A 24,003-nucleotide genomic window follows, 5' to 3' on the forward strand; every position below is an offset into this window, starting at 1 on the left:
CTTTCAGAATTTCACGCCAAGGCGCGCGTAATAAAAGCCGCCGCTCAGGCCAAAGGGGGCGAAATTGCCGTAAAGGCCCGAGCCATCCGAGGCGACGATGCCGTTCTTGTCGGGATAGACATCGAAGAGATTGTTGGCCCCCACCGCCAGCGAGACGCGGCGCGAGAGGTCATAGCCCACCTCCAGATCGGTGATGACCTTGGCGCCGAAGGTGCGGTCGCCCGATGCGACATTGCTGCTTTCGGTATATTGGCCATAGCGCGTGGCGCGCAGCAATGTGTGCAGGCGGGACCAGCTCCAATCTCCGGTCAGCACGACCTTGCTGCGCGGCGTGGCCACCAGCAGATCGCGCTGGGCCTGACGCCCGAACAGCGTGACCGACAGGCCCGAGAGCGCGGCGGGATTGGCGGCGATGCGGCGGATCTGGGTTTCGTTATAGCTATAGGCCGCGCTCAGGCGGAAATTGCCGATGCTGGCCGTGCGCCAGTTATATTCGCCCACCACATCGACGCCGCGCGTGCGCGTGTCGATGGCATTGGTGAAGAATTGTGCGCTGTCGACGCCCGTGATGCCATTGGCGACAAGGATAGCCTTGATCGCGCTGCCGCCATTGGCCGCCGTGCCGAGGAATTCGGTTTTGACGATGCGATTGTCGACATCGATCTGATAGGCATCGACCGTGAGGCGCGCCCCGCCCCGCTCAAAGGTCAGGCCTGCGGTAAAATTCAGCGATTTTTCCGGCTTCAACGGCGTCGCGCCAAGGGCAATCGCCGCCGCGCTGTCCACGGGCAGGAATTTCGACGTGGTGGAAAGCCGGTCATTGCCATTGACCGTCACGGTGTTCTGCGTGGTCGAAAAAGCGGTCTGGGCCAGCGATGGGGCACGGAAACCGCTGTTCACCCCGCCGCGCAGCGCAAGGCCGGGCGCAATTTCATAGCGGGTGGAGAATTTGCCCGAAACCGTGTCGCCCGCACTGTCGGTGTAATGTTCAAACCGGCCTGCAACGCCGACGTACCATGCCTTGACCACATTGGTGGACAGATCGACATAGGCCGCGACATTGCCCCGGCTGATGGAGCGCGCATCGGCGGGCGAGGTGCCGGTAAAGGAGACCAGCCCCGGCGAGGGCGAACGCCCGCCATAGAGCGTGCCGAAAGGAGTGCCGTCAGCCGGGATGATATAGCCGCCGTCGCGATAGGAATCCGGCTCGCCCGCCTGATTCTGGAACTTTTCCCAGCGCTGTTCGACGCCCACCGCCACCGAGAGCGGCGCGGCCAGACCCACCGAGAAATCGCGGCTGAGGTCAAGGTTGCTCACCCACAGCGTCTGTTTCTGACGGCCCATATAGAAGCTGGTCTTGCTGCTCGGCCCCAGCGAGGGGTTGAGCGCGTTTTCCGCGCCCAGTTTCACATTGTCTGTGCCATAGCTGGTGGACAGATCCGCCGCCCATCCGGCAACATCGCCCTTGATGCCCAGCGTGGTCTGATAATCCCATTCCCAGATCCGGCGATAGGCCTGATTGCCCGAAGGATAGATCTGGGGCAGCACCGAAACGCCGCTGGTGTTGGCCTGTCCGCCATAGCCGGTGGCCGCGGCAAAGAAGGCCCCGCGCGCATCCTTGATGTCGCGATAGGACAGGGTCGAGAACGTATAGGCCGTCACCCCGCCCAGCGGCAGTTCGGCATTGATCGAGGTGTTGATGATCTTGTCGCGGTTCGACCGGCCATAACCGCCCGCGATCAGGTGATTGGCATTGGCCTCACGTGGATCGGGCGCGCCATTGACCAGCGGATAGATGGTCGGCACCGGCAAGGCCGAACTCTTGGCCGAATCGTGATATTTGCCCTCGGCCGAGAGGTGGACAAAGCCGCCGTCGCCAAGGCCCGCGCCCCATGACAGGGTCTGCTGCAACAGCGCCCCGCCCTTTTCATAAAGCTGCCCGGCGGTCTGGGTGAATTCGCCGCCCTGTTTGCCGCTGTCCAGGATAATGTTGATGACGCCCGAAATCGCGTCCGAGCCATATTGCGCCGCCGCACCGTCGCGCAAAACCTCGATCCGGCCCACGCCTGCGGTCGAGATGAGGTCGATGTCCACCGGGGTCGAACCGCCCGACACGCGCGAGAGATTGTTGATGAGCGAGGTGGTATGGCGGCGCTTGCCATTGACCAGCACCAGCAGATAGTCGCCCGACAGGCCCCGGATCGAGATCGGGCGCACGCTGGCCGAAGTGCCGCCCCCGCCCAGCGCGGGCATGGTCAGCGAGGGGATGAGATTGCCCAGAATCTCCTTTAGACCCGTGCGACCGGTGGCTTTCAGCTCCTGCGGGCCGATCACGTCAATGGGAACCGGGCTGTCGGCCACGGTGCGGCGCGGGGCGCTGCGTGTGCCCGTTACGATGATCGGCGCGCCTTCAGGAGCATCGGCGGCCTCTTCGGCATGGGCGGCCAGCGGAAGGGCAAGAGAAGCGCCGGCCAGCAAGCGCGACAGCCAAGAAATATTACGCATGGAAACCCCCAATGATTGCGGGGTTCAGCGATAGCGGCGCGGCGCGGCGGTGTTTAACAAGGATTTGGAATTTTCATTGATGAAATCAGATATTTAGATTTCTCAATCTGCTTATTGGCAATGCTCAACCATTGCCGTGCAAAAACCGCGTCAGGAAATGCTGACCCAGCGATTGCACCGGGCTGGCCGAAGGCACACGCAGCACATCAGGCCCGCCCACCGTATCGAAATTGCACCGCCAGTCGCGCGCCAGCAACCAGAGCGCGCGCAATTCCTGCTCATCGCGCGCGCGCGTGGCCAGCAGGATCGCGGCAAATGACAAAGGCCCGCGCGGTACCGGCATGAGGGACAAAAGGCGGCGGTCGCTCTCGGGCCGCTCAATATCGGGCGGATCGATCAGCAAGGCGCCCTTGACCGCGCCGCCCGCCGCCTCGGGCTCATAGGCCGCCCACCATGCCAGCGCGATGCAGGCCAGCCCCTCGGCCACCACCACCGCAGGCCCCTGCCCGCCATTGAGCGCATGGTTGAGCCGGTTGATCCATGTGTTGCGGTGGGGCCTGTCCCACAGGCCCAATTCGATGGCCTGCGCCTGAGGATAGCGCCATTGCCAGTCGCGCAGCCAACGCCGCGCAAAGCGATCATCATCGCCGCGCAGCAGCAGGAGCCGTGGTTCGCTCACTTGCCATCCACAGGGAAGGAACTGTCAAAGGCTCCGTTCAGATCGGGCAGGGTCTTGATGATCCCGGCGCGCTGGTAACGCCCGAGAATGGCCAATTGCTCCTCCTTCAACCGATCATCCACCGGCACAGGCGCGGTGATAAGATCGCCAATAGAGAATTTCGCCACATCGACCGGCAGCCCCGTTTCCTTAGCCAGTACGGCGGCATATTGGTCCTGATGCCGCGCCACCCACAGCCGCGCGCGCGCCAGCCGCCGGGTGAAATCCGCGATCTGCGCGTGCTTGTCGGCAATCGCCTTGTCGGTGGCGGCAAAGAAACCGGCACCGGCGGGCAATTGCGAGCCATCGGCCAGCGCGCGCTGATGGTCTTTCAGCAAGGCATATCCGGTATAGGCCCCCCATGTGGACCATGCATCGATCGAGCCATGGGCCAGCGCCGCCTTGGCCTCGGCATTGTTGAGGAAAACCCACTGCACATCGCTTGCACTCAATCCATGGCTTTCGAGCAATTGCAACGCCAGATCATGCCCCGCCGAGCCCCGGATCGTCGCCAAACGGCGTGTTTTCAGATCCTCGACCCGGCGCAGCGGCGAATTGGCGGCCACCACAATGGCCGAGGCATGAGAACTGTGCCCTGTGACCGCCCGCCCGGCATAGACCACCTTGATCTTTGCGCCCGAGGCATAGGCAAAGGCAAAAGGCTGCCCGCCGATGCCGCCCAGATCCACCGCCCCTGAATTGAGCGCCTCGAGCAAAGGCGCGGCGGCGGGGAACAGCGCCCATTCGATCCGGTAGGGCACATTGTCCAGCTCTCCCGCCGCCTTGAGCAGTGCCTGAACCCCGCCGCGCTGATCCCCCACGATCAGCGCGGCGCCAAGCGGTTTCGGGCCGCTGCCTGCCCCGTGCTGGCCCCGGTGCTGCCCCCACCACCAGCCGCCGCCGATCAGCAGCAAAAGCGCCAGCAACCAGAGGGCGGATTGTTTCCTGCTCATCGTGACGGACTCCTTGGATATCAGGATCAAAGGAAGCCGCGCAAACAAGGCGGCGTCCAACGGGGATTTCTCAAGCCAGAGCGGGCTGGCTTCAGAAATTCTTGGTCAAGGTGATGTTGAAGGTGCGCGGCTCGTTATAGGCCAGATAGTAATAGGGATATTGCCCGGCATTGCTGGGCGAGTAGCCGCCGAATTGCGCCCGGCGCAGGTTGAACAGGTTGCGCACATTGGCCCCGATGCTCCAGTTGCCCTTATCCGCGGCAAAATTGATCGTGCCGTTCACATAGGTCTGTGAACGGACCAGCAATTGCGGCGTGTTATAGAGATCGGCATAGCGGCTGCTCTCATATTGCACATCGCCTCCGATCCGCAGCGCGCCGGGCAGATCGACCGGCACCCGGTAATTGACCGAGGCGCCGAATTGCCAGCGCGGCGCATAGGGAAAGTCCAGCCCGACCAGCGTGGTCCGCCCCGCGACATTGGCGGGCAAGGTGGCGGTAAAGGTGCGATATTTGGTTTTCAGATAAGCCGCGCTGCCGGTGATGGTCAGATTGTCGGTAGGGGCGAGCGTCAATTCCGCCTCGCCGCCCCAACTGGCCGCCTTGCCTGCATTGATCAACTGGTTGGTCACCACGCCCAGCGCCGCCGTGCTGGTGGCGCGGACCTGAAAATCGGAAATGTCATTGTAATAGGCGGCCAGATTGAAGGTCGCCTTGCCGCCAAACAGGCGGGTCTTCAGGCCCGTTTCATAGGTCGTGGTGATCTGGGGCAGATAGGGCGTGACCGAACCGATGGCCGTGACCGAGCGCAGGTCATAGCCCCCGCTCTTGAAGCCCTGCGACCATGAGACATACTGGAAGATGCCCTTGGACCAGTCATATTGCAGCCCCAGCTTGGGGGTGAACCGACTGAAGCGCTTGGGGTCGGCGGTCACATCGAAGGAGGTGAGCGAGGAGGCCGAACTGGTGCCGGTGGGATATTTGACGAAGAAATAGTCGGGGTCGTAATTCCACTCCTGCGGATCATGCAGACCCCAGCTGCGCCCGGTCTGGCCGATATTGCGGAATTTGCGCAATTCGGTGGTCCAGCGCCCGCCCACGGTCGCGGTCAGCCGATCGGTCAGATGAATGTTGGCCTGTCCGAACACCGCCCATGCGGTGGTGCTCAGCCAGTTGTTGGTGTGGGTGACGGTGCCGACATTGTCCACTGCCGCGCCTGCCGATTGGCTCAGGCGGTGGTTGTGGAACCCTTCGGAGAAATAATAGAGGCCCGCGACGAAATTCCAGTGGTCGAATTCGCCGTTGAGGTTCAATTCCTGCGTAAACTGATGCTGCCAGAACTGGGCCAGACTGTCGCCCTTGATCGCGGTCACGCCGTCATTGTCGTAATAGATCGGGCCGTGCAGCCCGCGATAGGCGGTCACCGATTTTATCGTGAACTGCTTGTTGATCTCCCACGCGATCGTGCCCGATCCGCCATAGGAGGTGGTGCGGTTATAGGGCAGCGTGGAGGACCATGTCAGGTCCGGGTTCGTGGGATTGCCGGTGTTCGGGATGCCGTCGGGCTGGTTGACGGGGGTGTAATAGGACTGGGTCGAGCGGTCGAACATCGCATCGCCCGCCAGCGTGATCGTCAGGCCCGGCGTCAGCTTGCTTTTCAGCTTGCCGCGCAGCACGGTCAGATCCGTGTCATTGACATCGCGGTTCAAGGGAATCGAATGCTGCCAGCCCTTGCGCGTATGGCGGATCACCGTCAGCGCGCCGTTCAGCTTGTCATCGCCCAGGATCGCGCCATTGATCCGCGCTTTCAGATCGACATTCTGGTAGGATCCATAAGTGGCGCTCAAACTGGCCGAAGGCTTGGCGGTGGGGTCTTTGGTGATGAAGCGGATCGCGCCCGCGCTGGAATTGCGGCCATAGAGCGTGCCCTGCGGCCCGCGCAGCACCTCGACCCGTTCCAGATCGGGCGTATCGTAAAGCGAGCCGACCGTGCGCGCCAGATAGACATCGTCGATATAGACCGCCACGGCCGGTTCAGGATAGGTGTCGGTCTCGCCAATGCCGCGGATCGAATATTGCTGGGTGGTCTGCGCGGTCGAACGCTTGGGCGCCAACAGGCCCGGCACGCGCCCACCCGACAGGTCGCGGAAGGTCGAGATCTTCAACTGCTCGATGGAATCGCCGCCGATCGCGGTCACGGCAATCGGTGTGCGCTGCAAAGGCTCGGCGCGTTTTTGCGCGGTCACGACAATATCGCCCACCCCGCCGCCATCGGCTTCCGCAGGCGTTTCGGCGGCCCATGCAGGATAGGCGAGCGCAATGGCGATAATACCGCCAAGAGGCAGCAAGGCATTGGCAGTCAATCGAGGAAACGCCATATCAACTCCGAAAATTTCAGTATTTCGTGTGATGGCGGGTAACCCAGACCCATGATTTACATTAACGAGGATTGCTAAACCGGGTCGATTAATAGAAATATGATTTTATTTGTTATTTATATTTGATGCCCTCAACTGCCCCTTTACCCCTGCTCCCCACGGGACCATAATCGCGCCATGGACCTGCTCTCTCGCCTCGGCCTGTCGATCCCGCTTGTTCAGGCGCCCATGGCCGGAGTTTCCACGCCGGAAATGGCGGCGGCGGTGTGTAATACCGGGGCGCTGGGCTCGATTGGGGTGGGGGCCACCGATGCGGCGGGCGCGCGCGCGATGATCCATGCCTTGCGGGCGCAGACCAAAGCGGCGTTTAACGTCAACCTCTTCGTCCATGCCACGCCGCAACCCGATCCTGCGCGCGAAGCGGCATGGCTCGATACGCTGGCCCCGCTGTTTGCCGAATTTGACGCGCCGGTGCCCCCCGGCCTGCGCATCGTCTATCGCAGCTTTGCCGACGATCCCGATATGCTCGCCATGCTGCTGGCCGAAAGGCCCCCGGTGGTCAGCTTTCATTTCGGCCTGCCCGCCCCCGATGTGCTGGCGGCGCTGCGCGAAGCGGGATGTTTGCTGTTGGCCAGCGCGACCAGCCCCGCCGAAGCCGCGATCATCGAGCGCGCCGGGATCGATGTGATCGTCGCGCAGGGGATCGAGGCGGGCGGTCATCGCGGCATGTTCGATCCCGATGCGCCCGATGACGGGCTCGGCACTTTCGCCCTCACCCGCCTGTTGGTCAGGCAAACCCGCCTGCCTGTGATCGCGGCAGGCGGCATCATGGATGGCGCCGGGGTGCGCGCGGCGCTTGAACTGGGCGCGGCGGCGGCGCAATTGGGCACGGCCTTCATCGCCTGTCCCGAATCCAGCGCTGACATTGCCTATCGCGCAGCCTTGATGAGCGATGCGGCACAGCACACGCGCTTTACCTCGGCGATTTCAGGGCGTCCGGCACGCTGTCTGGCCAATCGCTTTTCTACGCTGGATAGCGACGCGCGCCCGGCGGCCTACCCCATCGCCTATGATGCGGGCAAGGCGCTGAACGCAGCGGCCAAGCAGAAGGGCGAGCATGGCTTTGGCGCGCAATGGGCGGGGCAAGGCGCGCCGCTGGCCCGCGCCATGCCTGCGGCCAAGCTGGTCGAAACCATCAGACAGGAAATCCAACGTTAGGTGCTGCATCGCACAAATTGTTACATTTGACAGCATTTTGCGACCTTAAAAAATTTGTGCGCCGCAGCACAATCTACCATCTGGAGCATTGCCCCCTACGTCAATTGCCTTCAGGAGTTGCCCCCGTGCCTGTGCCCTTCCGCGCAAAAAACCTGGTCTTTCCCTTGCTTTCGCTTTCCCTCGCGCTGGGGGCATGCGGGGCGCAGGACAAGAACAAGGCGCCGCCGATAGTCGATGTGGGGGTGGTGACGCTGGCGACTCAACCTGTGACCATCGAAACGCAATTGACCGGGCGGACCGCCGCCACCACCACGGCGGACGTGCGACCGCAGGTCGATGGCATCATCCAGAACCGCCTGTTTGCCGAAGGCTCGATGGTGAAAGCCGGACAGCCTTTGTATCAGATCGACGCCCGCCTCTATCGCGCTTCGGTCAATTCGGCAGGCGCGCAATTGGAAAGCGCGCAGGCCACGCTGGCCAATGCCGAGGCCAAGGCGAAACGCTATCAGTCGCTGAACGACCCCACCGCCGTCAGCCGTCAGGATCTGGACGATACGCTGGCCGCCGCGCGCACCGCGCGGGCCAATGTCCATCTGTATGCCGCCACGCTGGCCACGGCGCGGGTCAATATGGGCTTTACCCAGGTCTATGCGCCGATTTCGGGGCGCATCGGCCGCTCCAGCGTCACCAAGGGCGCGCTGGTCTCGGCCGCGCAGACCACCGCTCTGGCCACGATCCAGCAACTCGATCCGATCTATGTCGATATCACGCAAAGCTCGACCGACCTGCTGCACCTGCGCATGGCGCTGGCCAAGAAGGATGTTCTGCCCACACAGGCGCAGGTGAAGCTCCAACTGGAGGACGGCACCGCCTATCCCCTCTCGGGCACCGTGGAATTCAGCGAGGTCAATGTCGACGCCACCACCGGCAGCGTGACCCTGCGCGCGCGTTTCCCCAATCCGCACAATCTGTTGCTGCCGGGCATGTTCGTCAAGGTCATCACGCCGCAAGGCACGCTGCCCAATGGCATCCTTGCCCCGCAACAGGGCATCACGCGCGATGCGCGCGGCAATGCCACGGCGCTGATCGTCAATGGGCAGAACAAGGTGGAATTGCGCAACGTGACGGTGGCGCAATCGGTCGGCCATAGCTGGCTGGTGACCAAGGGGCTGAAGGCTGGGGATCGCCTGATCGTGGAGGGCACGGACAAGGCGCAGGAAGGCGCCAGCGTCCACCCCGTTGCGGTCAAGGTCGAGGGCTAAGCCATGGGGGTCAGCAAGTTCTTCGTCGAGCGCCCCGTTTTCGCATGGGTGATCGCCATTGTCATCATGCTGGCCGGGATCGGCTCGGTCATGTCGCTTCCCATCGCGCAATATCCCGATGTGGCGCCGCCCTCCGTCTCGGTGTCCGCCACCTATCCGGGGGCCAATGCACAAACACTCGAATCCTCGGTCACGCAGATCATCGAGCAGCAATTAACCGGCATCGACAACCTCAGCTACTTCTCCTCCACCTCGGACAGTTCGGGCAGCGCGCGCGTCACCGTGACCTTTGAAAAGGGCACAGACCCCGACATTGCCCAGGTTCAGGTGCAGAACAAGGTCAATCAGGGCCTCACCCGCCTGCCCAGCGCGGTGCAGCAGGCGGGGCTGACGGTCACCAAATCCAATGCCGATTTTCTGATGCTGGTGGCTCTGTACGACAAAACGAACCGGGCCAGCGATTCCGACATTGCCGACTATCTCGTCTCGAATATGCAGGACGCGATTGCCCGTGTGAACGGCGTGGGCCAAATCTCGGTCTTCGGCACGCAATATGCGATGCGGATCTGGCTCGATCCGGTCAAACTGGCCTCGCGGCAATTGATGCCCTCGGATGTGACCAGCGCACTGACCTCGCAGAATGTCGATCTCTCGGCGGGCCAATTGGGCGCGCGCCCTTCCGTGCCGGGGCAGATGCTCAATGCAGTGGTGCTGGCCAAATCGCGGCTGCAAACGCCGGAGCAGTTCGCCAATATTGTGGTCAAATCCTCGACCGACGGCTCGGTGGTGCGCCTCTCGGACGTGGCGCGCGTCGAATTGGGTCAGGAAAGCTATACGACCACCTCGCGCCTCAATGGCCATCCTGCCGCCGGGCTTGCCTTGCAGCTTGCGCCCGGCGCCGACGCCTTGAAAACCGCCGCCGCCGTCAAGGCCAAGGTGGCCGAACTGAGTCAATCGATGCCCAAGGGCTATTCGATCGACTATCCGCGCGACACGACCGATTTCGTCAAACTCTCGATCAAGGAAGTGGTCGAAACGTTGCTGATCGCCATCGTGCTGGTGGTGATCGTGATGTATGTTTTCCTGCAAAGCTGGCGCGCGACGCTGGTGCCGGCCATTGCTGTGCCGGTGGTCCTGCTGGGCACCTTTGGCGTGCTGGCGCTGTTTGGCTATTCGATCAACACGTTGACTTTGTTCGGCATGGTGCTGGCCATCGGCCTGCTGGTCGATGACGCCATCGTGGTGGTGGAAAATGTCGAGCGGCTGATGTCGGACGAAGGGCTGGCGCCCAAAGAGGCGACGATCAAGTCGATGGACGAGATCGGCTCGGCGCTGATCGGCATTGCGCTGGTGCTCTCGGCGGTGCTGCTGCCCATGGCGTTTTTCGGCGGATCGAGCGGGGTCATCTATCGCCAGTTCTCGATCACCATCGTCTCGGCCATGGTGCTGTCGGTGATCGTGGCGCTGGTGCTTTCGCCCGCGCTTTGCGCCACGCTGCTGCGCGCAGGCGATGATCCGCACAGCCACACGACCGGATGGGCGGGTAAATTCAACCTCTGGTTTGATCGCACCACGGGCCGCTATGTCAATGCCACGAAAAGCGTGGTGGGGCGCCGGGGCCTGCATTTCCTCGTCTATGGCGGCATCGTGGGCGTCATGACGCTGCTGTTCCTGCGCCTGCCCACCGGGTTTCTGCCGCTGGAGGATCAGGGGCAGGCGATGGTGATGTTCACCCTGCCCGCGGGCGCCACCGATGAACGCTCCAGCGCCGTGCGGGCCCAGATCGGCAAATATTTCCTCAATCAGGAGCAGAAGAACACGCGGTTGGTGATGGCGATCTCGGGCTTCTCCTTCTCCGGCTCGGGCCAGAACACCGGCATGGCCTTTGTCGGCCTGCAACCGTGGGACGACCGCAAGGGCAGCGAAAACAGCTCGACCGGGATCATCAACCGCGCGGGCAAGTTCTTTGCGGGCCTGCGCGACGCCACGATCATCCCGATGAACCCGCCCGCCATTTCAGGTCTGGGCCAATCCAATGGCTTCACCTTCGAATTGCTCAACAGCGGCCACCTGAGCGCCGAGCAGTTCAAGGCCGAGCGTGACAAGCTGCTCAAGGCGGCGGCGCAGAACAAGATCCTGACCCGCGTGCGCGCCACCGCCCTGCCCGATGCGCCCCAGATGCGGATCACGTTTGACGACGCCAAACTGGCCATGCTGGGGCTGAGCGAGAGCGATGCCACCGATACGTTGAGCAAGGCTTGGGGTGGGGCCTATGTGAATGATTTCGTCGACCGCGGCCGCGTCAAGCGCGTCTATATGCAGGGCGATGCGCCCTATCGCATGCAGCCCGAAGACCTGTCCAAATGGTTCGTGAAGAACAGCACGGGCACGACCAGCGTGGGCAGCAGCACGATCTCGGGCATGGTCCCCTTCTCGGCCTTCACCTCGATCGGCTGGGAAAAGGGCGCCAATTCCCTCGCGCGCTTCAACGGCCTGTCCTCCTATGAGATCAGCGGCGAGGCGGCCGACGGCTATTCCTCGGGCGATGCGATGGCGCAGATCGTCAAGCTGCAACAACAGCTTGCGCCGGGCACCACTTACGCATGGTCGGGCCTGTCCTATCAGGAAAACAAGACCAGCGGGCAGGCAGCCTATCTCTATGCGATCTCGATGCTGGTGGTCTTCCTCAGCCTTGCCGCGCTGTATGAAAGCTGGTCGGTGCCTTTTGCCGTGCTGCTGGTGGTGCCTTTGGGCGTGATCGGGGCGGTGCTGGCGGTGTCGGTGCGGGGCCTTGAAAACAATATCTATTTTCAGGTCGGCCTGCTCACCACCATCGGCCTGTCTGCCAAGAATGCGATCCTGATCGTCGAATTTGCCGAAGCGGCCTATCGCAAGGGAGCCTCCGCCTTTGACGCGGCCATCGAGGCGGCACGCCTGCGCCTGCGCCCGATCCTGATGACCTCCTTTGCCTTTATCGCGGGCGTGGTGCCGCTGGCCGTCGCCAGCGGGGCCGGGGCCAACAGCCGGATAGCCATCGGCACGGCGGTGCTGGGCGGGATGATTACCGCCACAGTGCTGGCCATTTTCTATGTGCCGATGTTCTTCATCGCGGTCACCAAACTGACCGAACGCGCGACCCGCAAGAAGGGCGAGAATCATGCGTAAACTGATCACGGCCAGCCTGCTGGCGCTGGCTCTGGGGGGCTGCAACATGGCCCCCGCCTATGTCCGCCCCGCCGCCCCCGTGGCGCCGCAATGGCCGCAAGGCGCCGCCTATGCCCCCGCGCAGGCCGGAGAGGCAGGCATGCCATGGCGCAAGGTCATCACCGACCCCAAGCTGACCCAGGTGGTCGAAATGGCGCTGTCGGACAGCCGGTCCCTGCGCGAGCAGGTGGCCGCCGTGGCGCAGGCGCGAGCGACTTATCGCATCGCCCGCTCCGCCCAATTGCCCACGATCAGCGCGGGGGCCGACGCCAGCCTGTCGCGGGGCCTGTCGAACAAGGGCCCGAACAGCAACAGCTATGACGCCAGCGCGGGGATGAGTTCCTTTACCATCGACCTGTTCGGGCGGCTGCGCAATCAGACCAAGGCGGATTTCGAATCCTATCTCGCCTCGCAATCAGGCCTGCGTTCGGCCCGGCTGACCTTGGTGGAGGAGGTTGCCACCGCCTATGTCACCTACGCCTCGGACAGCAATCTGCTGGCTTTGGCGCGCGAAACGGTGAGCAGCGGCGAGAGGACATTGGCGCTGACACAATCCCTGTTCCAATCCGGCCTTGCCAATGGATCGGATGTCGAAAGCGCGCGCACCGTGGTGGAAAGCGCGAAGTCCGATGTCGCCGGCTATACCACTGCGGCGGCGCAGGATCGCAATGCGCTCGATCTGCTGGTGGGGCGGCAGGTGGGCGATGAATTGCTGCCCAAGGCGCTGGAGGATCTCGATCCCGCCATCGCCAATGTGCCCGCCGGTCTGTCCTCAGCCGTGCTGCTGCGCCGCCCCGATGTGGTCGAGGCCGAGCATCAGCTGATCGGGGCGAACGCCTCGGTGGGCGCGGCGCGGGCGGCCTTTTTCCCCACGATCTCGCTGACATCGACCATCGGCGTGGCCAGTACCGCGCTTTCCAGCCTGTTTACCGGCGGCGCGGCCAGCTGGAACCTCGTCCCCAACGCCAGCGTGCCTTTGCTGGGCGGCAGTAATCGCGGCAATCTGGCCTATGCCAAGGCAACCAAGGATTATTATCTGGCCGCCTATGAAAAGGCCGTCCAGACCGCGTTCCGCGATGTCGCCAATGGACTGGCCCGGCGCGGCACCATCGGCGATCAGCGCGCCGCGCAGGAGCGCTATGTTGAGGCCGCCCGCAAGGCATGGGTTCTGGCTCAGGATCAGTTCAAGGCCGGGATAGGCACCTATCAGACCGCGCTGACCGCCCAGCGGACCTATTATGTCGCGCAGCAAAGCCGGATCGCCACGCTGACCACCGATCTGTCGAATCGTATGGCCTTGTATGGCGCCATCGGCGCGGATGACAGCCTATAGGCCGCGATCAATCACCGCCCGATTGCGGCCGGAGCGTTTGGCCTCATAAAGCGCCTTGTCCGCCGCCTCCATCAGCGCGAGGCGGCGGTCCTCGCGGTCGGGCTGGCATCCCGCGCCCCCCACGCTGATCGTCACCCGGTCAGACACCGGCGAAGAGGAATGAGCCAGATCAAGCGCCTCAACCGCATCGACAACGCGCTGGCCCAGCATGGCCAGATGGCTCATCGGCGTGGCGGGCAGCACGACGACAAATTCCTCACCGCCCAGCCGCACCACCAGATCCTTGGGACGGCGGAATGCGGCCTGAACGCACTGCGCCACTTTGCGCAACACTTCATCCCCGGCCAGATGGCCATAGGTGTCGTTGAACTGCTTGAAGTGGTCGATGTCGATGATGAGCAGCGACAAAGGCTGGCGGTCGCGCGCGGCCTGACGCCATTCGGTCTCGAAATATTCGTCGAAATATCGCCGGTTGCTCAGCCCTGTCAGCCCGTCGACATTGGTTAACCTTTGCAGCGCGAAATTGGCCTGCATCAGCTCCTGCTGGCTCTTGCGCAGCGCACGATAGGCCTCGTCGCGCTGAATCTGCGAAAGATAGGCCGCCGAATGATAGCGGATGCGCGCGATCAGTTCGATCCGGTCGGGCAATTTGACCAGATAATCGTTGGCCCCTGCGCGAAAGGCATCGCTCTTGACGCTGGCTTCTTCCTTGGTGGACAAAACGATGATCGGAATGTTGCGCGTGTGCGGATCGGTGCGATATTGACGCACCAGATCCAGCCCGTTGACCGAGGGCATCACCAGATCCTGAAGAATCACCGTAGGCTGCACCGTGCGGGCAATCGCCAGCGCGTCAAGCGGGTTCGAGCAATAGTGAAACTCGATCCCCACCTCATCCAGCAAGGCCCGGCGCACCGCCTCGCCCACCATAATCTGATCATCGACCAGCAGGACCATAATCGACTGGTTGGGTATCGGCTCTTCGGGATCGCCCATATCCGGATCGACCGAAACCTGGGGGTTCATTCTGACAATCCTTTCGTCGAAAGCCGCAGGCCGGGAAGCTCTGTCAACCGGCGTGCTATCTGTTCGAGGGGAAGCACTTCGCGCGCAGCATCAAGCTGGAGCGCGGCCTTTGGCATACCATACACCGCGCTGGAAGCCTTATCCTGCGCAATGGTTAAATGCCCCTTGTCGCGCAGCTCCTTCAATCCACGTGCCCCATCCGCGCCCATGCCGGTCAGGAGCAGGCCGGTCAGCGCCCCGGGCCAGAACTGGCCGGCGCTGCGGAAGAAAACGTCGATCGAAGGGCGATAGGTGTGATCGGATGGTGCACTGGAATAACCCAGCCTTTCTGGCGACTTGAATACCAGATGGTCGTCTGTGCCCGCTACCAGAACCTCGCCGGGCCGCACCCGGTCGCCTTCCTGCGCCAGACGCACCGACAGCGCGCATTGATCGTCGAGCCATTGGGCCAGCCCCTGGGCAAATCGCGCATCGACATGCTGGACAATGACAATCCCGGCGGGAAATCCGGCAGGCAGCGCTTTCAGGATCGCGGCCAGCGCCGCCGGACCGCCCGCCGATGCGCCAATGGCGATCAACTGGCTGGTGGCGCCGCGCTCAATGCCTTTGGGCGCAGGAGCGCTGCTTCCGGCATCAATCAACCTGCCCACCGCCTCGATCTTGGTCAGCAGCGGATGTTTGCCCCGCATCGGCGCGCCATGCAGCAAAGGCGTATCGACCGCATCAAGCGCGCCCTTGCCCATCGCGGCAAAGACCTGCGCGGCATTGCTTTCGATATCCGATGTCACCACCAGAATCGCACAGGGCGCCTCGGCCATGATGCGGCGCGTGGCCTCCACCCCGTTCATGCGCGGCATCACCAGATCCATCAGAATGATGTCGGGCCGGTCGCGCAACGCCATCTCCACCGCCTCCATCCCATCGGCCGCGGTCCATGCCACCTGATGCTGGGGCGCCTGCGCCAAAACCCGGCGCAATGCCTCGATCGCCAGCGGTAAGTCATTGACGATACCAATTCTCATGCCGCACCTTCCCCGATCAGGTCTATCACGGCATCGATCAGAGCGTCATTCTGGAAACTACCTTTGGTCAGGTAATAATCGGCCCCCACTTCCAGCCCGCGCAACCGGTCTTCTTCGCGGTCCTTATAGGACAGGATCATCACCGGCAGGGCCTTGAGCACGGGGTCGTGGCGGATGCGGCGCACCAGTTCGATGCCGTCCATGCGCGGCATGTCGATATCGCTGACCACCAGATCGAAACCGCCCTGACGCAGCGCATTCCAGCCATCCATACCATCGACCGCCACTTCGACATCATAACCGTGATGATCGAGTAATTTGCGCTGCAATTCACGCACGGTGAAGGAATCGTCCACCACCAGCACCCGTTTGCGCCGCGCCCCGCTTTGCGTGCCGATTTCGCGCCCGACCGGGGCCAGACGGTCCGTCGCCGCCAGCTTTTCCAGCGAGCGCAGCATGTCCTCGACATCGATGATCAGCAAAGGTGCGCCATCCTCGGTCAGCGAGGCTGCGCTGATATCCTTGATCTTGCCCAGACGCGGATCGAGCGGCTGCACCACCAGTTCGCGCCCGCCGGTAAAACCATCGACCACCAGCGCAAACATATGGTCCCCTGCACCCAGCAGGACCACGCAAAGCTCCTCGGGCGTGCCATCGGGCGCCGTGCAGCCCAGCACCTGATGCGCGCCCACCAGCCCCACCGCGGCGCCGTCGATCAGGATGTGCTGGCGCCCCTCGACCGTGCGGACCCGATCGGCGGGCACTTTCATCGCACCGGCAATATGGGCAAAGGGAAAGGCATAGGGCTCGCCGCCAATATCGACCAGCAGCGCGCGCACCACTGAGAGCGTGAGCGGCAATTCCAGCCGGAACCGCGTGCCCTCGCCCTGGCGCGAGATGATCCGCACCCGCCCGCGCACCTGACGGATCATGTCCTGAACAATGTCCAGCCCCACACCGCGCCCCGAAATCTCGGTGACATCGCTTTTCATGGTAAAGCCGGGCAAGAACAGGAATTCGAGCAATTCGGCCTCGCTCAGGCGGGCCACCGTGTCCTGCGCGGCCAGACCGCGCGCCGTGATCGTGCGGCGGATCGCGTCCAGATCGATGCCGCGCCCATCATCCGAAACGATGATCTGCAAGGCGCCCGCCTGATGGCTGGCCTCCACGCGCACGAAGCCCTCGGCAGGCTTGCCTGCGGCGCGGCGCTCATCCGGGGTTTCCATGCCATGGTCCAGCGCATTGCGCAGCAAATGGCCCAGCGGCGCGTCCAGCTTTTCCAGAATGTCGCGGTCAACCTGGGTGCGTTCGCCCAGAATTTCGAAGCGGACTTGCTTGCCCAATTCGCGCGCAATATCGCGCACCATGCGGGGAAAAGCGCCCATACCATCGCCGAAGGGCCGCATCCGTACCATAAGCGCCTGATTATACAGGCGATGAGCCAGATTGGTCGTGCGATGGTTCGAGGCTTCAAGCTCATCGAGTCCGCCCGACAATTGCCGACGGCAATCCATCAATCGCCGCCGCGCCTCTTCCAAAGCCGATGCGGCGCGTTCGTCCAGCATGTTGACCGGCAGCGCCGCCTGCAAGGCGTCCAGCGCAGCGGCGGCCTGATGATGCATCCGCTTGAGCCGCAAGAGCGATTGTTCTAGCGGGGCCAGACGCCGGGTTTCAACCAAGGATTCCCCGGCCATATCAAGCAGACGGTTCAGGTTTTCCGCGCTGACCCGCAAGGCGCGATCCCCCTCGCCCGCTCTTTCGGGCAGCAGCCTTTCGGGCGAAGCCGCAGGAGGCGTTTCGGGCAGGATTTCCGGCACGGCGGGCACGATTGCTACCTGGCCCGCCACCGATACCTCTTCAGGCACGCGATCCTCATCGACCGCAGCCGCAGGAGTCGCCGTCAGCGCGGCGGCAAAGCGCTCCGCGTCGGCCTGCCAGATATCCTCATCAAACCCGTTCTCGCCCTCGCCTTGCCCGGCCAGCGCCGAGAGCAGATCTACCCCGCTGAGCAGCAGGTCGATCTGGGCCGGGGCCAGACGCACCCGCCCGCCCTGCGCCAGAACGAAGAGATCCTCCATCGCATGGGCCACCGTGACCGCCGGATGGATGCCCACGATCCGCGCCGCACCCTTCAGCGAATGAGCCGCCCGCATGCAGCATTCCAGCATATCGCCCTGACAAGGATCCTTTTCCAACGCCAGCAGGGCGTCGGTCAGAGCCTTGGTCTGCTCTTCGGCCTCGATCCGAAACAGATCGCGCAGCGAGAGCGATGAAGGGTCCAGATGCCTCATGCCAAAAACCGCTCCATGGCTGCAAAGACCAGATCCTCGTCCAACCGCCCCACCTGCACCCCCTGCCAGCCCAGCAGGCCGCGCGTATAGGCCGAGGCCGAGCGGGCCAGCGTGGCTGGAACGGCGCGCAACCGGCGCGTGTCATGGTTGCGCAAATGCTGCACCTCATCGACCGGAAAGGCCAGACGGCGGCCATCATGGCGCACCACCACCAGCCGCCCATGTTCGCCCACCGCCATCGGCCCGATCAGAAGCTGGGCGATCGAGACGCAGATCACCAGCTCGCCGCGCACATTGACCAGGCCCATCAGACCCGGATGCCCCCGATGCGGCAGCGTATGGACCGGGCGCAGGCGCAAAATCTCATCCAGCACCAGCGTCGGCAGGGCAAACCATTCGGGGCCAAGACGAAAGACCATCACCGATTCCCCGCCGCCATGGTCGGCCTGCCTCTCCGCCTTTGCGACCGGAGAGGCATCATGATCCACCGGCAGATCGCGGTCGAGCAGCATGGCCGCCGCCTGCGAAAAGCGGGGGCAATTGCGGCAATGGGAATGGCGCGGCAATTCGGGACAGGACTTATCCCCCTGAATCCCTATGATTTTCCAGCAGGCGTCAATCTGCGGCCCGGTCGCGGAACGATGCTGTCCCATCAGCTAGTCCGTTCATCGCGGCGGCGCATCCGCTCGTCGAGCAGCCGTGCCCCGGCATGATCGCCCTCGCGGCGCAGCAAGAGCGCAAGATGACCCAGCGCCTCGACATTGCCCGGATCGAGATAGAGCACCTTGCGGTAATAATGGGCGGCCGCCTTGCCCTGCCCGCCTGCATCGCTGATCAGGCCCAGCAGCAGCAGCGCATCGGGCGAAGCGCCATTGTCGCGGATATGGGCCTGGGCGCCGCGCTCGGCTTCCTCCACGCGGCCATCGTCGGCCATCCGGCGCAAAGTGGCCAGATCGGGCACCTTGGCAGCGGCGGGACGGACGATGGCCTGACGAACCGGCCTGTCGCGCTCCATCACGCGCGCAGGGGCTGCTCGTTTGGGCACGACGGGGCGTATGGCGGCGCGGGCCGGAACTGCTATGGTTGGCGCAACGGGCGCCGCCTCCGGCGCGCGGCGAAAGGCAAAGGACATGGCCATGCCCGCCGAGACGAAACCTTCCTCGCGCATCAATCCCGCCTCGGAATGGCCGACGAACAGGGTGCCATCGGGAGCCAACAGGCGCCGCAGCACGGCAATCGCTTGTTTCTGGCGAGGTATATCAAAGTAAATCAGCATATTACGACAAAAAATGACATCAAAACTGCCCGCCTGCGCCATAAAGCCGGAGGCGAAAATATTGCCCTGACTGAAGCGGACCGGGGCGCGAACCTCTTCACGCAGCGCCCAGCCATGAGGGGCAGCATCGAAATAGCGGTCGCGAAAGCCAAGCTCATGGCCGCGAAAGGAATTGCGGCCATAAACCCCTGCGCGCGCCATATCGATGGCATGTTGGCTGATATCGACCGCCTCGATGTTGAAGCGATGCGGGGCAATGCCGCTCTCCATCAGCGCCATGGCCATCGTATAGGCTTCCTCACCGGTCGAGCAGGGCAGGCTGAGCAGGCGCGCGCAGGCCTGCGGATCGGCGCGCAGGCGCGGGCCCAGCACATCGCCCTCCATTGCGCGAAAGGCCTGAGGGTTGCGGAAAAACCATGTTTCGGGGACGACAACGGCTTCGATCAGTTGCTGCACTTCGGCAGAGGAAGCCTGCAACAGCGCCCAATAGGCGTCGGTATCGCGGCATGCGGTCTCGCGGCGGCGCGTCTCGACCGCGCGTTCAATCGCGCCCGGCCCGATGGTGGCCGCGCTCAGACCCATCACCCGTTCGAGCAGGTCGGCAAAGCGGGTGTCGTTCATGGATGAGCCTCTATGCGCAAGGCCCCATCCAGCATTTCAGGCGGCAGCAGATCGGGCAGATCGACCCGCTGAATCAGCCCTTCCGGCCCGGTGGCAAAGGGCGCGAAATCTTCCGGTTCAAGCCGCAGCATCGTGGTGGCATTTTCCGCGATCAGGCCCAGCAGGGCATTGTGATGGCCCACCACGATGATCCGCGTGGACAATCGCCGCCGCGCCGGGCGCCCCAGATCGATCTGGCACAGATCGATCACCGGCACGAATTGTCCACGATATTCAAAGGTCTGATCCGTGGGCACGTCGGCGGTGTCGGGCCCTTGCCGGATCGTCCGCAGGGGCGCCAGCGGCACGATCTCGACAATCCGATCAGCCGCCAGCGCAAAGCTGCCTTCACCGATGCGGAAATGAAGAAAGAGCATGAGCCGCAGATCCTGTTGTTACGCGCCCCTCATCAGGCCGATGTCAGTTTGAAACGGGCGATACTGCCGTGCAGATTGGTCGAAACAAGGTTGAGCTCTTCGATGGCCGAGGTCGACTGGCGCAGGGATTCAACCGTCTGTTGGGTCGCCTCGCTCAATTGCACCAACGCCTCGCTAATCTGTTCGGCGCCCGTGGCCTGGGTCTGCATCCCCTCGTTCACGCTTTCGAAACGCGGGGCAAGCGCCTGAACCTGCATGATAATGTCGGAGAACTTGTCGCCAATGGCATGCACGTCATGCATCCCCCGGCGCACTTCCTCGGAAAACTTGTCCATGCCCATCACGCTGGCCGAAACGGCGGATTGGATGTCCTTGACCATCTGTTCGATGTCATAGGTGGCAACGGCGGTCTGATCGGCCAGACGGCGGATTTCCGAGGATACGACCGCAAAGCCGCGCCCATATTCGCCCGCTTTTTCCGCCTCGATCGCGGCATTGAGCGAGAGCAGGTTGGTCTGATCGGCAACCTTGGTGATCGTGGTCACCACCTGATTGATATCGCCTGCTTTTTCGTTCAGCACCGCCAGCTTGGCATTGATCGAATTGGCCGCTTCCATCACCTGCGCCATCGTGTCTTCCATCTCGGCCAGACCGCTGCGCCCACCCGAGGCAAGGGCGGCCGCAGCCTCGGATACGGCGGCCACATCGGTCATCGTGCGCACCAGTTCCTTGGACGTAACGGCGATTTCGCGTGAAGTCGCGCCGATCTGGGTGGTGGTGGCGGCCACTTCGGCGGCGGTGGCCTGTTGCTGCTTGGACGTGGCGGCGATCTCGGTCATCGAGGTGCTGACGCGGATGCCCGAGCGCTGCACCTGCCCGACCAGCTCCATCACCTCTTCGGCCATGCGGTTGAAGCCTTCGCTCAGGTCGCCCAGTTCATCGTCGCGCATGATCGGCATGCGCTGGGTGAAATCGCCCTGACGCATCGTGTCCATCAGGCCCGTCAGGCGCTTGAGCGGCGGAATGATCGCGGAAAGCAGCATATAACCGGCCAGCAAAGCCACAGCCAACGCGATCAGGAAGCCGACCGTCATCGAATTCTGCAAGGATACGATCTGCCCGCCGATCTCGCCGATTCTTTCCACCGCGCGCTTCTGATTGCCCTGCGCCAGCGCGCCGGTATCGTCATAAGCGATTTTATAGCGCGAAAGCAGGACATCGGTCTGCCCCGTGCCGGCATAAACGTTCTGCTCGGCGTTGCGATAGGCGGCGTAATCGCGCTTAAAGCGGGCAAAGGCCTCGCGGTCGGTTTCAGTGAAGATCGTCGGCTCATAGGCCGCGATCATCGGTTCGACCGAGGATGGCGGGGTGTCCACGCGGTTGGCGCCCTTGCCTTGGCCGACAACCTCACGCGCCTTAAGGAAATCGGCCACCAGAGCATCCTTGAGCAAGGCGCTCTGGTAAAGCCCGGCCACAGCATCGTTGTTCAGCGCAACGGCATGGTCCTCGGTCATCGCCAGTCGCGAATGGGCAAACAGGCCAACGATCAGGATCGTCGCCACAATTCCGGTAAATCCCGCCAAAATCAGGGTGCGAATATTAAACTTGACCATGATCACCCTCTCGAAGCGCAAGCGTAAATCCCGACGCCTGATATAAACGACTGACTACGGAAGCTTCCAACAATGTTCCGGCCCCGAAACCCTCCGGGTTTTTCCCAGCGACCCCTATTGGCTAAAACCCCATTTTGGCTAAGATAGTCTTAATAGAGGTGTAAATCCGTCGAATCCATCGCCGCCGGGAAGGGATTGATTAATCCTACCGGCGATATGGTAACCCCAGAGAATAAGAGCTGTTGCGAGGGATGCCCGGGTGATCGATCTCAGGGTTACTACGCTGGAACACATTGCCCGCGGCGACTCGCTCGAACGCGTGATGGACCATTTGTGCCGGGCGTTTGAGGCCAATTTTCCCGAGGTGATCTGCTCGGTGCTGATGGTGGACCGGGGTGGGATGCTCCATCCGCTGGCCGCGCCCAGCCTGCCCGATGCCTATAGCGCGGCGCTCGACAATGTGGCCATCGGGCCCAATGTCGGCTCCTGCGGCACGGCGGCCTATATCCGCGCGCCGGTCGAGGTGCGCGATATTGCCGCAGATCCGCGCTGGGCCAATTTCCGTGATGGCGCGCTGCCGCTCGGGCTGAGGGCGTGCTGGTCCTCGCCCATTCTCGATCCCTCGGGCCTCGTGCTGGCCACTTTCGCGCTCTATTTCCGCCAAAGCCGGGGGCCGACGCCCGGCGAGCGGCAATTGGTCGAAATCTGCATCCATTTGTGCGAACTGGCCATGGCGCGCCATTTGCGCGTCACCGAGCGCGAGCGCAGCGCGAATATGGATGCGCTGACCAATCTGCCCAATCGGCGCAGTTTTGAGCAGACGCTGGCCCATCTCGATTGCGATCTGCCCGGATCATGGGCGCTGATGCTGGTCGATCTGGACAATCTGAAGACCACCAATGACACATTCGGCCATGAGGCGGGTGATCGGCTGCTCCAGGAAACCGCCGGGCGACTGGCCCATCTGGCCGCGCCCGACCGTGCCTTTCGCATCGGCGGGGATGAATTCGCCATCCTGATCGTAGCGCCCGAAAGGTTGAGCGCGCTGGAGGCTTTTGCCGATCATATACTGGCGCATATGGGCGCAACAATCGATTTCGCCACCTTCTCGATCCTTCCCGAGGCCACCATCGGCTTTGCCGCGTTAAGCGATCAGGATAGCAATGCGATCGATACGCTGCGCAATGCCGACCATGCGCTGTTTCATGCAAAATCGGTGCATCGAGGCGGATTTCTGCGCTTTACCCCGGAAATGAGCGATCCTGTGGCCGCCCGCCTGTCCTCAATCTCGACGGTTCAGGCCGCGATGGCTGAGGGGCGCCTGCGCGCATGGTATCAACCCATCGTCCGGTTGAGCGACCGGCGCATTGTCGGGCTGGAGGCGCTGTGCCGCATGGTCACGCCCGAAGGCGCGATCATTCCCGCAGGCGCCTTTGCCGAAGCCACCATCGCCCCCGGCATCGCCAGCCAATTGACCCGTGTCATGCTGGAAATAGTGGCCGCCGATCTGCGCATGTGGCGCGACGCGGGCATTCCCCCCATTTCGATGGCGGTGAATGTCACGGCGACCGATCTGCGCGGATCGCGGCTGTTGCAGGTTATCACACAGGCCTTTGCGGGCGATCGCGATCTGATCGGCCAACTGGTGCTGGAGGTCAACGAAAGCGTCTATTTCGACCGCCACGACCGCAATATGGCGACGACCATTGAGGCCCTGCGCGAACAGGGTATCGGCATCGCGCTTGACGATTTCGGCACCGGCTATGCTTCGCTGACCCATCTGCTCGATTTTCCCTTCGACAGTCTCAAAATCGACAAATCCTTTATCGACCGCCTGACAGTGGACGATCTGAGCAGCACGATCATTGCCGCCCTGCTGGCGATTGCCGATAAACGGGGCGCGACCGTCACCGCCGAAGGGATCGAACATGCCCAGCAGGCGGCAAGGCTGAGCGAAATGGGCTGTCCCTTTGGTCAGGGCTATCTGTTTTCTCCCGCCGTCGACCGGTCCGAAACCGCCCGCCTGTTGATCCAGCATGCCGCCAGCGGGCCGATCAGCGCACCTATGCCGCTGGTCGAAGTGCATGCAGGCAAGAGTCCGCCCTCGGCTAGCTCCTTTCCCGCCGCCGGTGGAGTACGCCAAAACAGCGCCTGAACGGCCCGCTGAG

At 63.0% G+C, this 24,003-nt stretch carries 16 protein-coding genes; 5 read left to right on the forward strand and 11 right to left on the reverse strand.

Going from position 1 to position 24,003, the window contains the following annotated elements:
* Nucleotides 1–3 precede the first annotated feature (3 nt).
* The 4 genes from FHW96_RS09365 to FHW96_RS09380 all read right to left on the reverse strand — a co-directional run bounded on the left by FHW96_RS09365 (nucleotide 4) and on the right by FHW96_RS09380 (nucleotide 6,553).
* Nucleotides 4–2,505, reverse strand: coding sequence for a TonB-dependent siderophore receptor (locus tag FHW96_RS09365; RefSeq protein WP_172340302.1), 2,502 nt, complete (start codon nucleotides 2,503–2,505; stop codon nucleotides 4–6).
* Nucleotides 2,506–2,629: 124 nt separating this feature from the next.
* A complete protein-coding gene (locus FHW96_RS09370) occupies nucleotides 2,630–3,184 on the reverse strand; it encodes an alpha/beta hydrolase (RefSeq protein ID WP_172340303.1) in 555 nt (184 codons plus the stop codon).
* The gene (locus FHW96_RS09375) at nucleotides 3,181–4,176 is read right to left on the reverse strand and encodes an ABC transporter substrate-binding protein (RefSeq protein ID WP_172340304.1); all 996 of its coding nucleotides are present in this window, start codon (nucleotides 4,174–4,176) and stop codon (nucleotides 3,181–3,183) included. The genes FHW96_RS09370 and FHW96_RS09375 overlap by 4 nt, the downstream gene beginning before the upstream one ends.
* 91 nt (nucleotides 4,177–4,267) lie before the next feature.
* Complete coding sequence (locus FHW96_RS09380; RefSeq protein WP_172340305.1) at nucleotides 4,268–6,553, reverse strand: TonB-dependent receptor; 2,286 nt, start codon at nucleotides 6,551–6,553, stop codon at nucleotides 4,268–4,270.
* 177 nt (nucleotides 6,554–6,730) lie between these two features.
* On the opposite strand from FHW96_RS09380, the gene FHW96_RS09385 reads away from it, so the two are divergent.
* From FHW96_RS09385 to FHW96_RS09400, 4 genes are all read left to right on the forward strand, one after another.
* Entirely contained in the window at nucleotides 6,731–7,771 is a 1,041-nt protein-coding gene (locus tag FHW96_RS09385; RefSeq protein WP_172340306.1) for a nitronate monooxygenase family protein, read from the forward strand.
* A 125-nt stretch (nucleotides 7,772–7,896) separates the two neighbouring features.
* Entirely contained in the window at nucleotides 7,897–9,033 is a 1,137-nt protein-coding gene (locus FHW96_RS09390; protein ID WP_371815680.1) for an efflux RND transporter periplasmic adaptor subunit, read from the forward strand.
* A 3-nt stretch (nucleotides 9,034–9,036) separates the two neighbouring features.
* Complete coding sequence (locus tag FHW96_RS09395; RefSeq protein WP_172340308.1) at nucleotides 9,037–12,198, forward strand: efflux RND transporter permease subunit; 3,162 nt, start codon at nucleotides 9,037–9,039, stop codon at nucleotides 12,196–12,198.
* Complete coding sequence (locus FHW96_RS09400; RefSeq protein WP_172340309.1) at nucleotides 12,191–13,570, forward strand: efflux transporter outer membrane subunit; 1,380 nt, start codon at nucleotides 12,191–12,193, stop codon at nucleotides 13,568–13,570. The genes FHW96_RS09395 and FHW96_RS09400 overlap by 8 nt, the downstream gene beginning before the upstream one ends.
* Here the strand turns inward: FHW96_RS09400 and FHW96_RS09405 are convergent.
* The 7 genes from FHW96_RS09405 to FHW96_RS09435 are packed head-to-tail and all read right to left on the reverse strand — an operon-like array spanning nucleotide 13,565 to nucleotide 21,835.
* Nucleotides 13,565–14,596, reverse strand: a complete 1,032-nt coding sequence (locus tag FHW96_RS09405; RefSeq protein WP_172340310.1) for a diguanylate cyclase domain-containing protein — start codon at nucleotides 14,594–14,596, stop codon at nucleotides 13,565–13,567. The two genes, FHW96_RS09400 and FHW96_RS09405, sit on opposite strands and share 6 nt — an antisense overlap.
* On the reverse strand, nucleotides 14,593–15,618 hold the full coding sequence (locus tag FHW96_RS09410) for a chemotaxis response regulator protein-glutamate methylesterase (protein ID WP_172340311.1): 1,026 nt from the start codon (nucleotides 15,616–15,618) through the stop codon (nucleotides 14,593–14,595). The genes FHW96_RS09405 and FHW96_RS09410 overlap by 4 nt, the downstream gene beginning before the upstream one ends.
* On the reverse strand, nucleotides 15,615–17,909 hold the full coding sequence (locus FHW96_RS09415; RefSeq protein ID WP_172340312.1) for a hybrid sensor histidine kinase/response regulator: 2,295 nt from the start codon (nucleotides 17,907–17,909) through the stop codon (nucleotides 15,615–15,617). Before FHW96_RS09415 ends, FHW96_RS09410 begins: the two co-directional genes overlap by 4 nt.
* Nucleotides 17,906–18,562: a chemotaxis protein CheW gene (locus FHW96_RS09420; RefSeq protein ID WP_172340313.1), complete on the reverse strand. Its 657-nt coding sequence runs from the start codon at nucleotides 18,560–18,562 to the stop codon at nucleotides 17,906–17,908. Before FHW96_RS09420 ends, FHW96_RS09415 begins: the two co-directional genes overlap by 4 nt.
* Nucleotides 18,562–19,806, reverse strand: coding sequence for a protein-glutamate O-methyltransferase CheR (locus FHW96_RS09425; RefSeq protein ID WP_172340314.1), 1,245 nt, complete (start codon nucleotides 19,804–19,806; stop codon nucleotides 18,562–18,564). The genes FHW96_RS09420 and FHW96_RS09425 overlap by 1 nt, the downstream gene beginning before the upstream one ends.
* A complete protein-coding gene (locus FHW96_RS09430; RefSeq protein WP_172340315.1) occupies nucleotides 19,803–20,222 on the reverse strand; it encodes a chemotaxis protein CheW in 420 nt (139 codons plus the stop codon). Before FHW96_RS09430 ends, FHW96_RS09425 begins: the two co-directional genes overlap by 4 nt.
* 32 nt (nucleotides 20,223–20,254) lie before the next feature.
* Nucleotides 20,255–21,835 (reverse strand): methyl-accepting chemotaxis protein, encoded by a 1,581-nt coding sequence (locus tag FHW96_RS09435; RefSeq protein ID WP_172340316.1) that lies wholly within the window; start codon nucleotides 21,833–21,835, stop codon nucleotides 20,255–20,257.
* A 259-nt stretch (nucleotides 21,836–22,094) separates the two neighbouring features.
* Here FHW96_RS09435 and FHW96_RS09440 point away from each other — a divergent pair, with 259 nt between their 5' ends.
* Nucleotides 22,095–23,990 carry an EAL domain-containing protein gene (locus FHW96_RS09440; RefSeq protein WP_172340317.1) on the forward strand — a complete coding sequence of 632 codons (1,896 nt, stop codon included), beginning with the start codon at nucleotides 22,095–22,097 and terminating at the stop codon, nucleotides 23,988–23,990.
* The last annotated feature ends 13 nt before the right edge of the window (nucleotides 23,991–24,003 follow it).

Source organism: Novosphingobium sp. SG751A, assembly GCF_013149295.1.
Taxonomy (GTDB): Bacteria; Pseudomonadota; Alphaproteobacteria; order Sphingomonadales; family Sphingomonadaceae; genus Novosphingobium.

Bases quoted from the DNA above. Each gene is read 5' to 3' on its own strand.
- FHW96_RS09365 (WP_172340302.1), bottom strand. From the start codon at position 2,505: ATGCGTAATATTTCTTGGCTGTCGCGCTTGCTGGCCGGCGCTTCTCTT.
- FHW96_RS09375 (WP_172340304.1), bottom strand. From the start codon at position 4,176: ATGAGCAGGAAACAATCCGCCCTCTGGTTGCTGGCGCTTTTGCTGCTG.
- FHW96_RS09380 (WP_172340305.1), bottom strand. From the start codon at position 6,553: ATGGCGTTTCCTCGATTGACTGCCAATGCCTTGCTGCCTCTTGGCGGT.
- FHW96_RS09385 (WP_172340306.1), top strand. From the start codon at position 6,731: ATGGACCTGCTCTCTCGCCTCGGCCTGTCGATCCCGCTTGTTCAGGCG.
- FHW96_RS09395 (WP_172340308.1), top strand. From the start codon at position 9,037: ATGGGGGTCAGCAAGTTCTTCGTCGAGCGCCCCGTTTTCGCATGGGTG.
- FHW96_RS09400 (WP_172340309.1), top strand. From the start codon at position 12,191: ATGCGTAAACTGATCACGGCCAGCCTGCTGGCGCTGGCTCTGGGGGGC.
- FHW96_RS09405 (WP_172340310.1), bottom strand. From the start codon at position 14,596: ATGAACCCCCAGGTTTCGGTCGATCCGGATATGGGCGATCCCGAAGAG.
- FHW96_RS09410 (WP_172340311.1), bottom strand. From the start codon at position 15,618: ATGAGAATTGGTATCGTCAATGACTTACCGCTGGCGATCGAGGCATTG.
- FHW96_RS09415 (WP_172340312.1), bottom strand. From the start codon at position 17,909: ATGAGGCATCTGGACCCTTCATCGCTCTCGCTGCGCGATCTGTTTCGG.
- FHW96_RS09420 (WP_172340313.1), bottom strand. From the start codon at position 18,562: ATGGGACAGCATCGTTCCGCGACCGGGCCGCAGATTGACGCCTGCTGG.
- FHW96_RS09425 (WP_172340314.1), bottom strand. From the start codon at position 19,806: ATGAACGACACCCGCTTTGCCGACCTGCTCGAACGGGTGATGGGTCTG.
- FHW96_RS09430 (WP_172340315.1), bottom strand. From the start codon at position 20,222: ATGCTCTTTCTTCATTTCCGCATCGGTGAAGGCAGCTTTGCGCTGGCG.
- FHW96_RS09435 (WP_172340316.1), bottom strand. From the start codon at position 21,835: ATGGTCAAGTTTAATATTCGCACCCTGATTTTGGCGGGATTTACCGGA.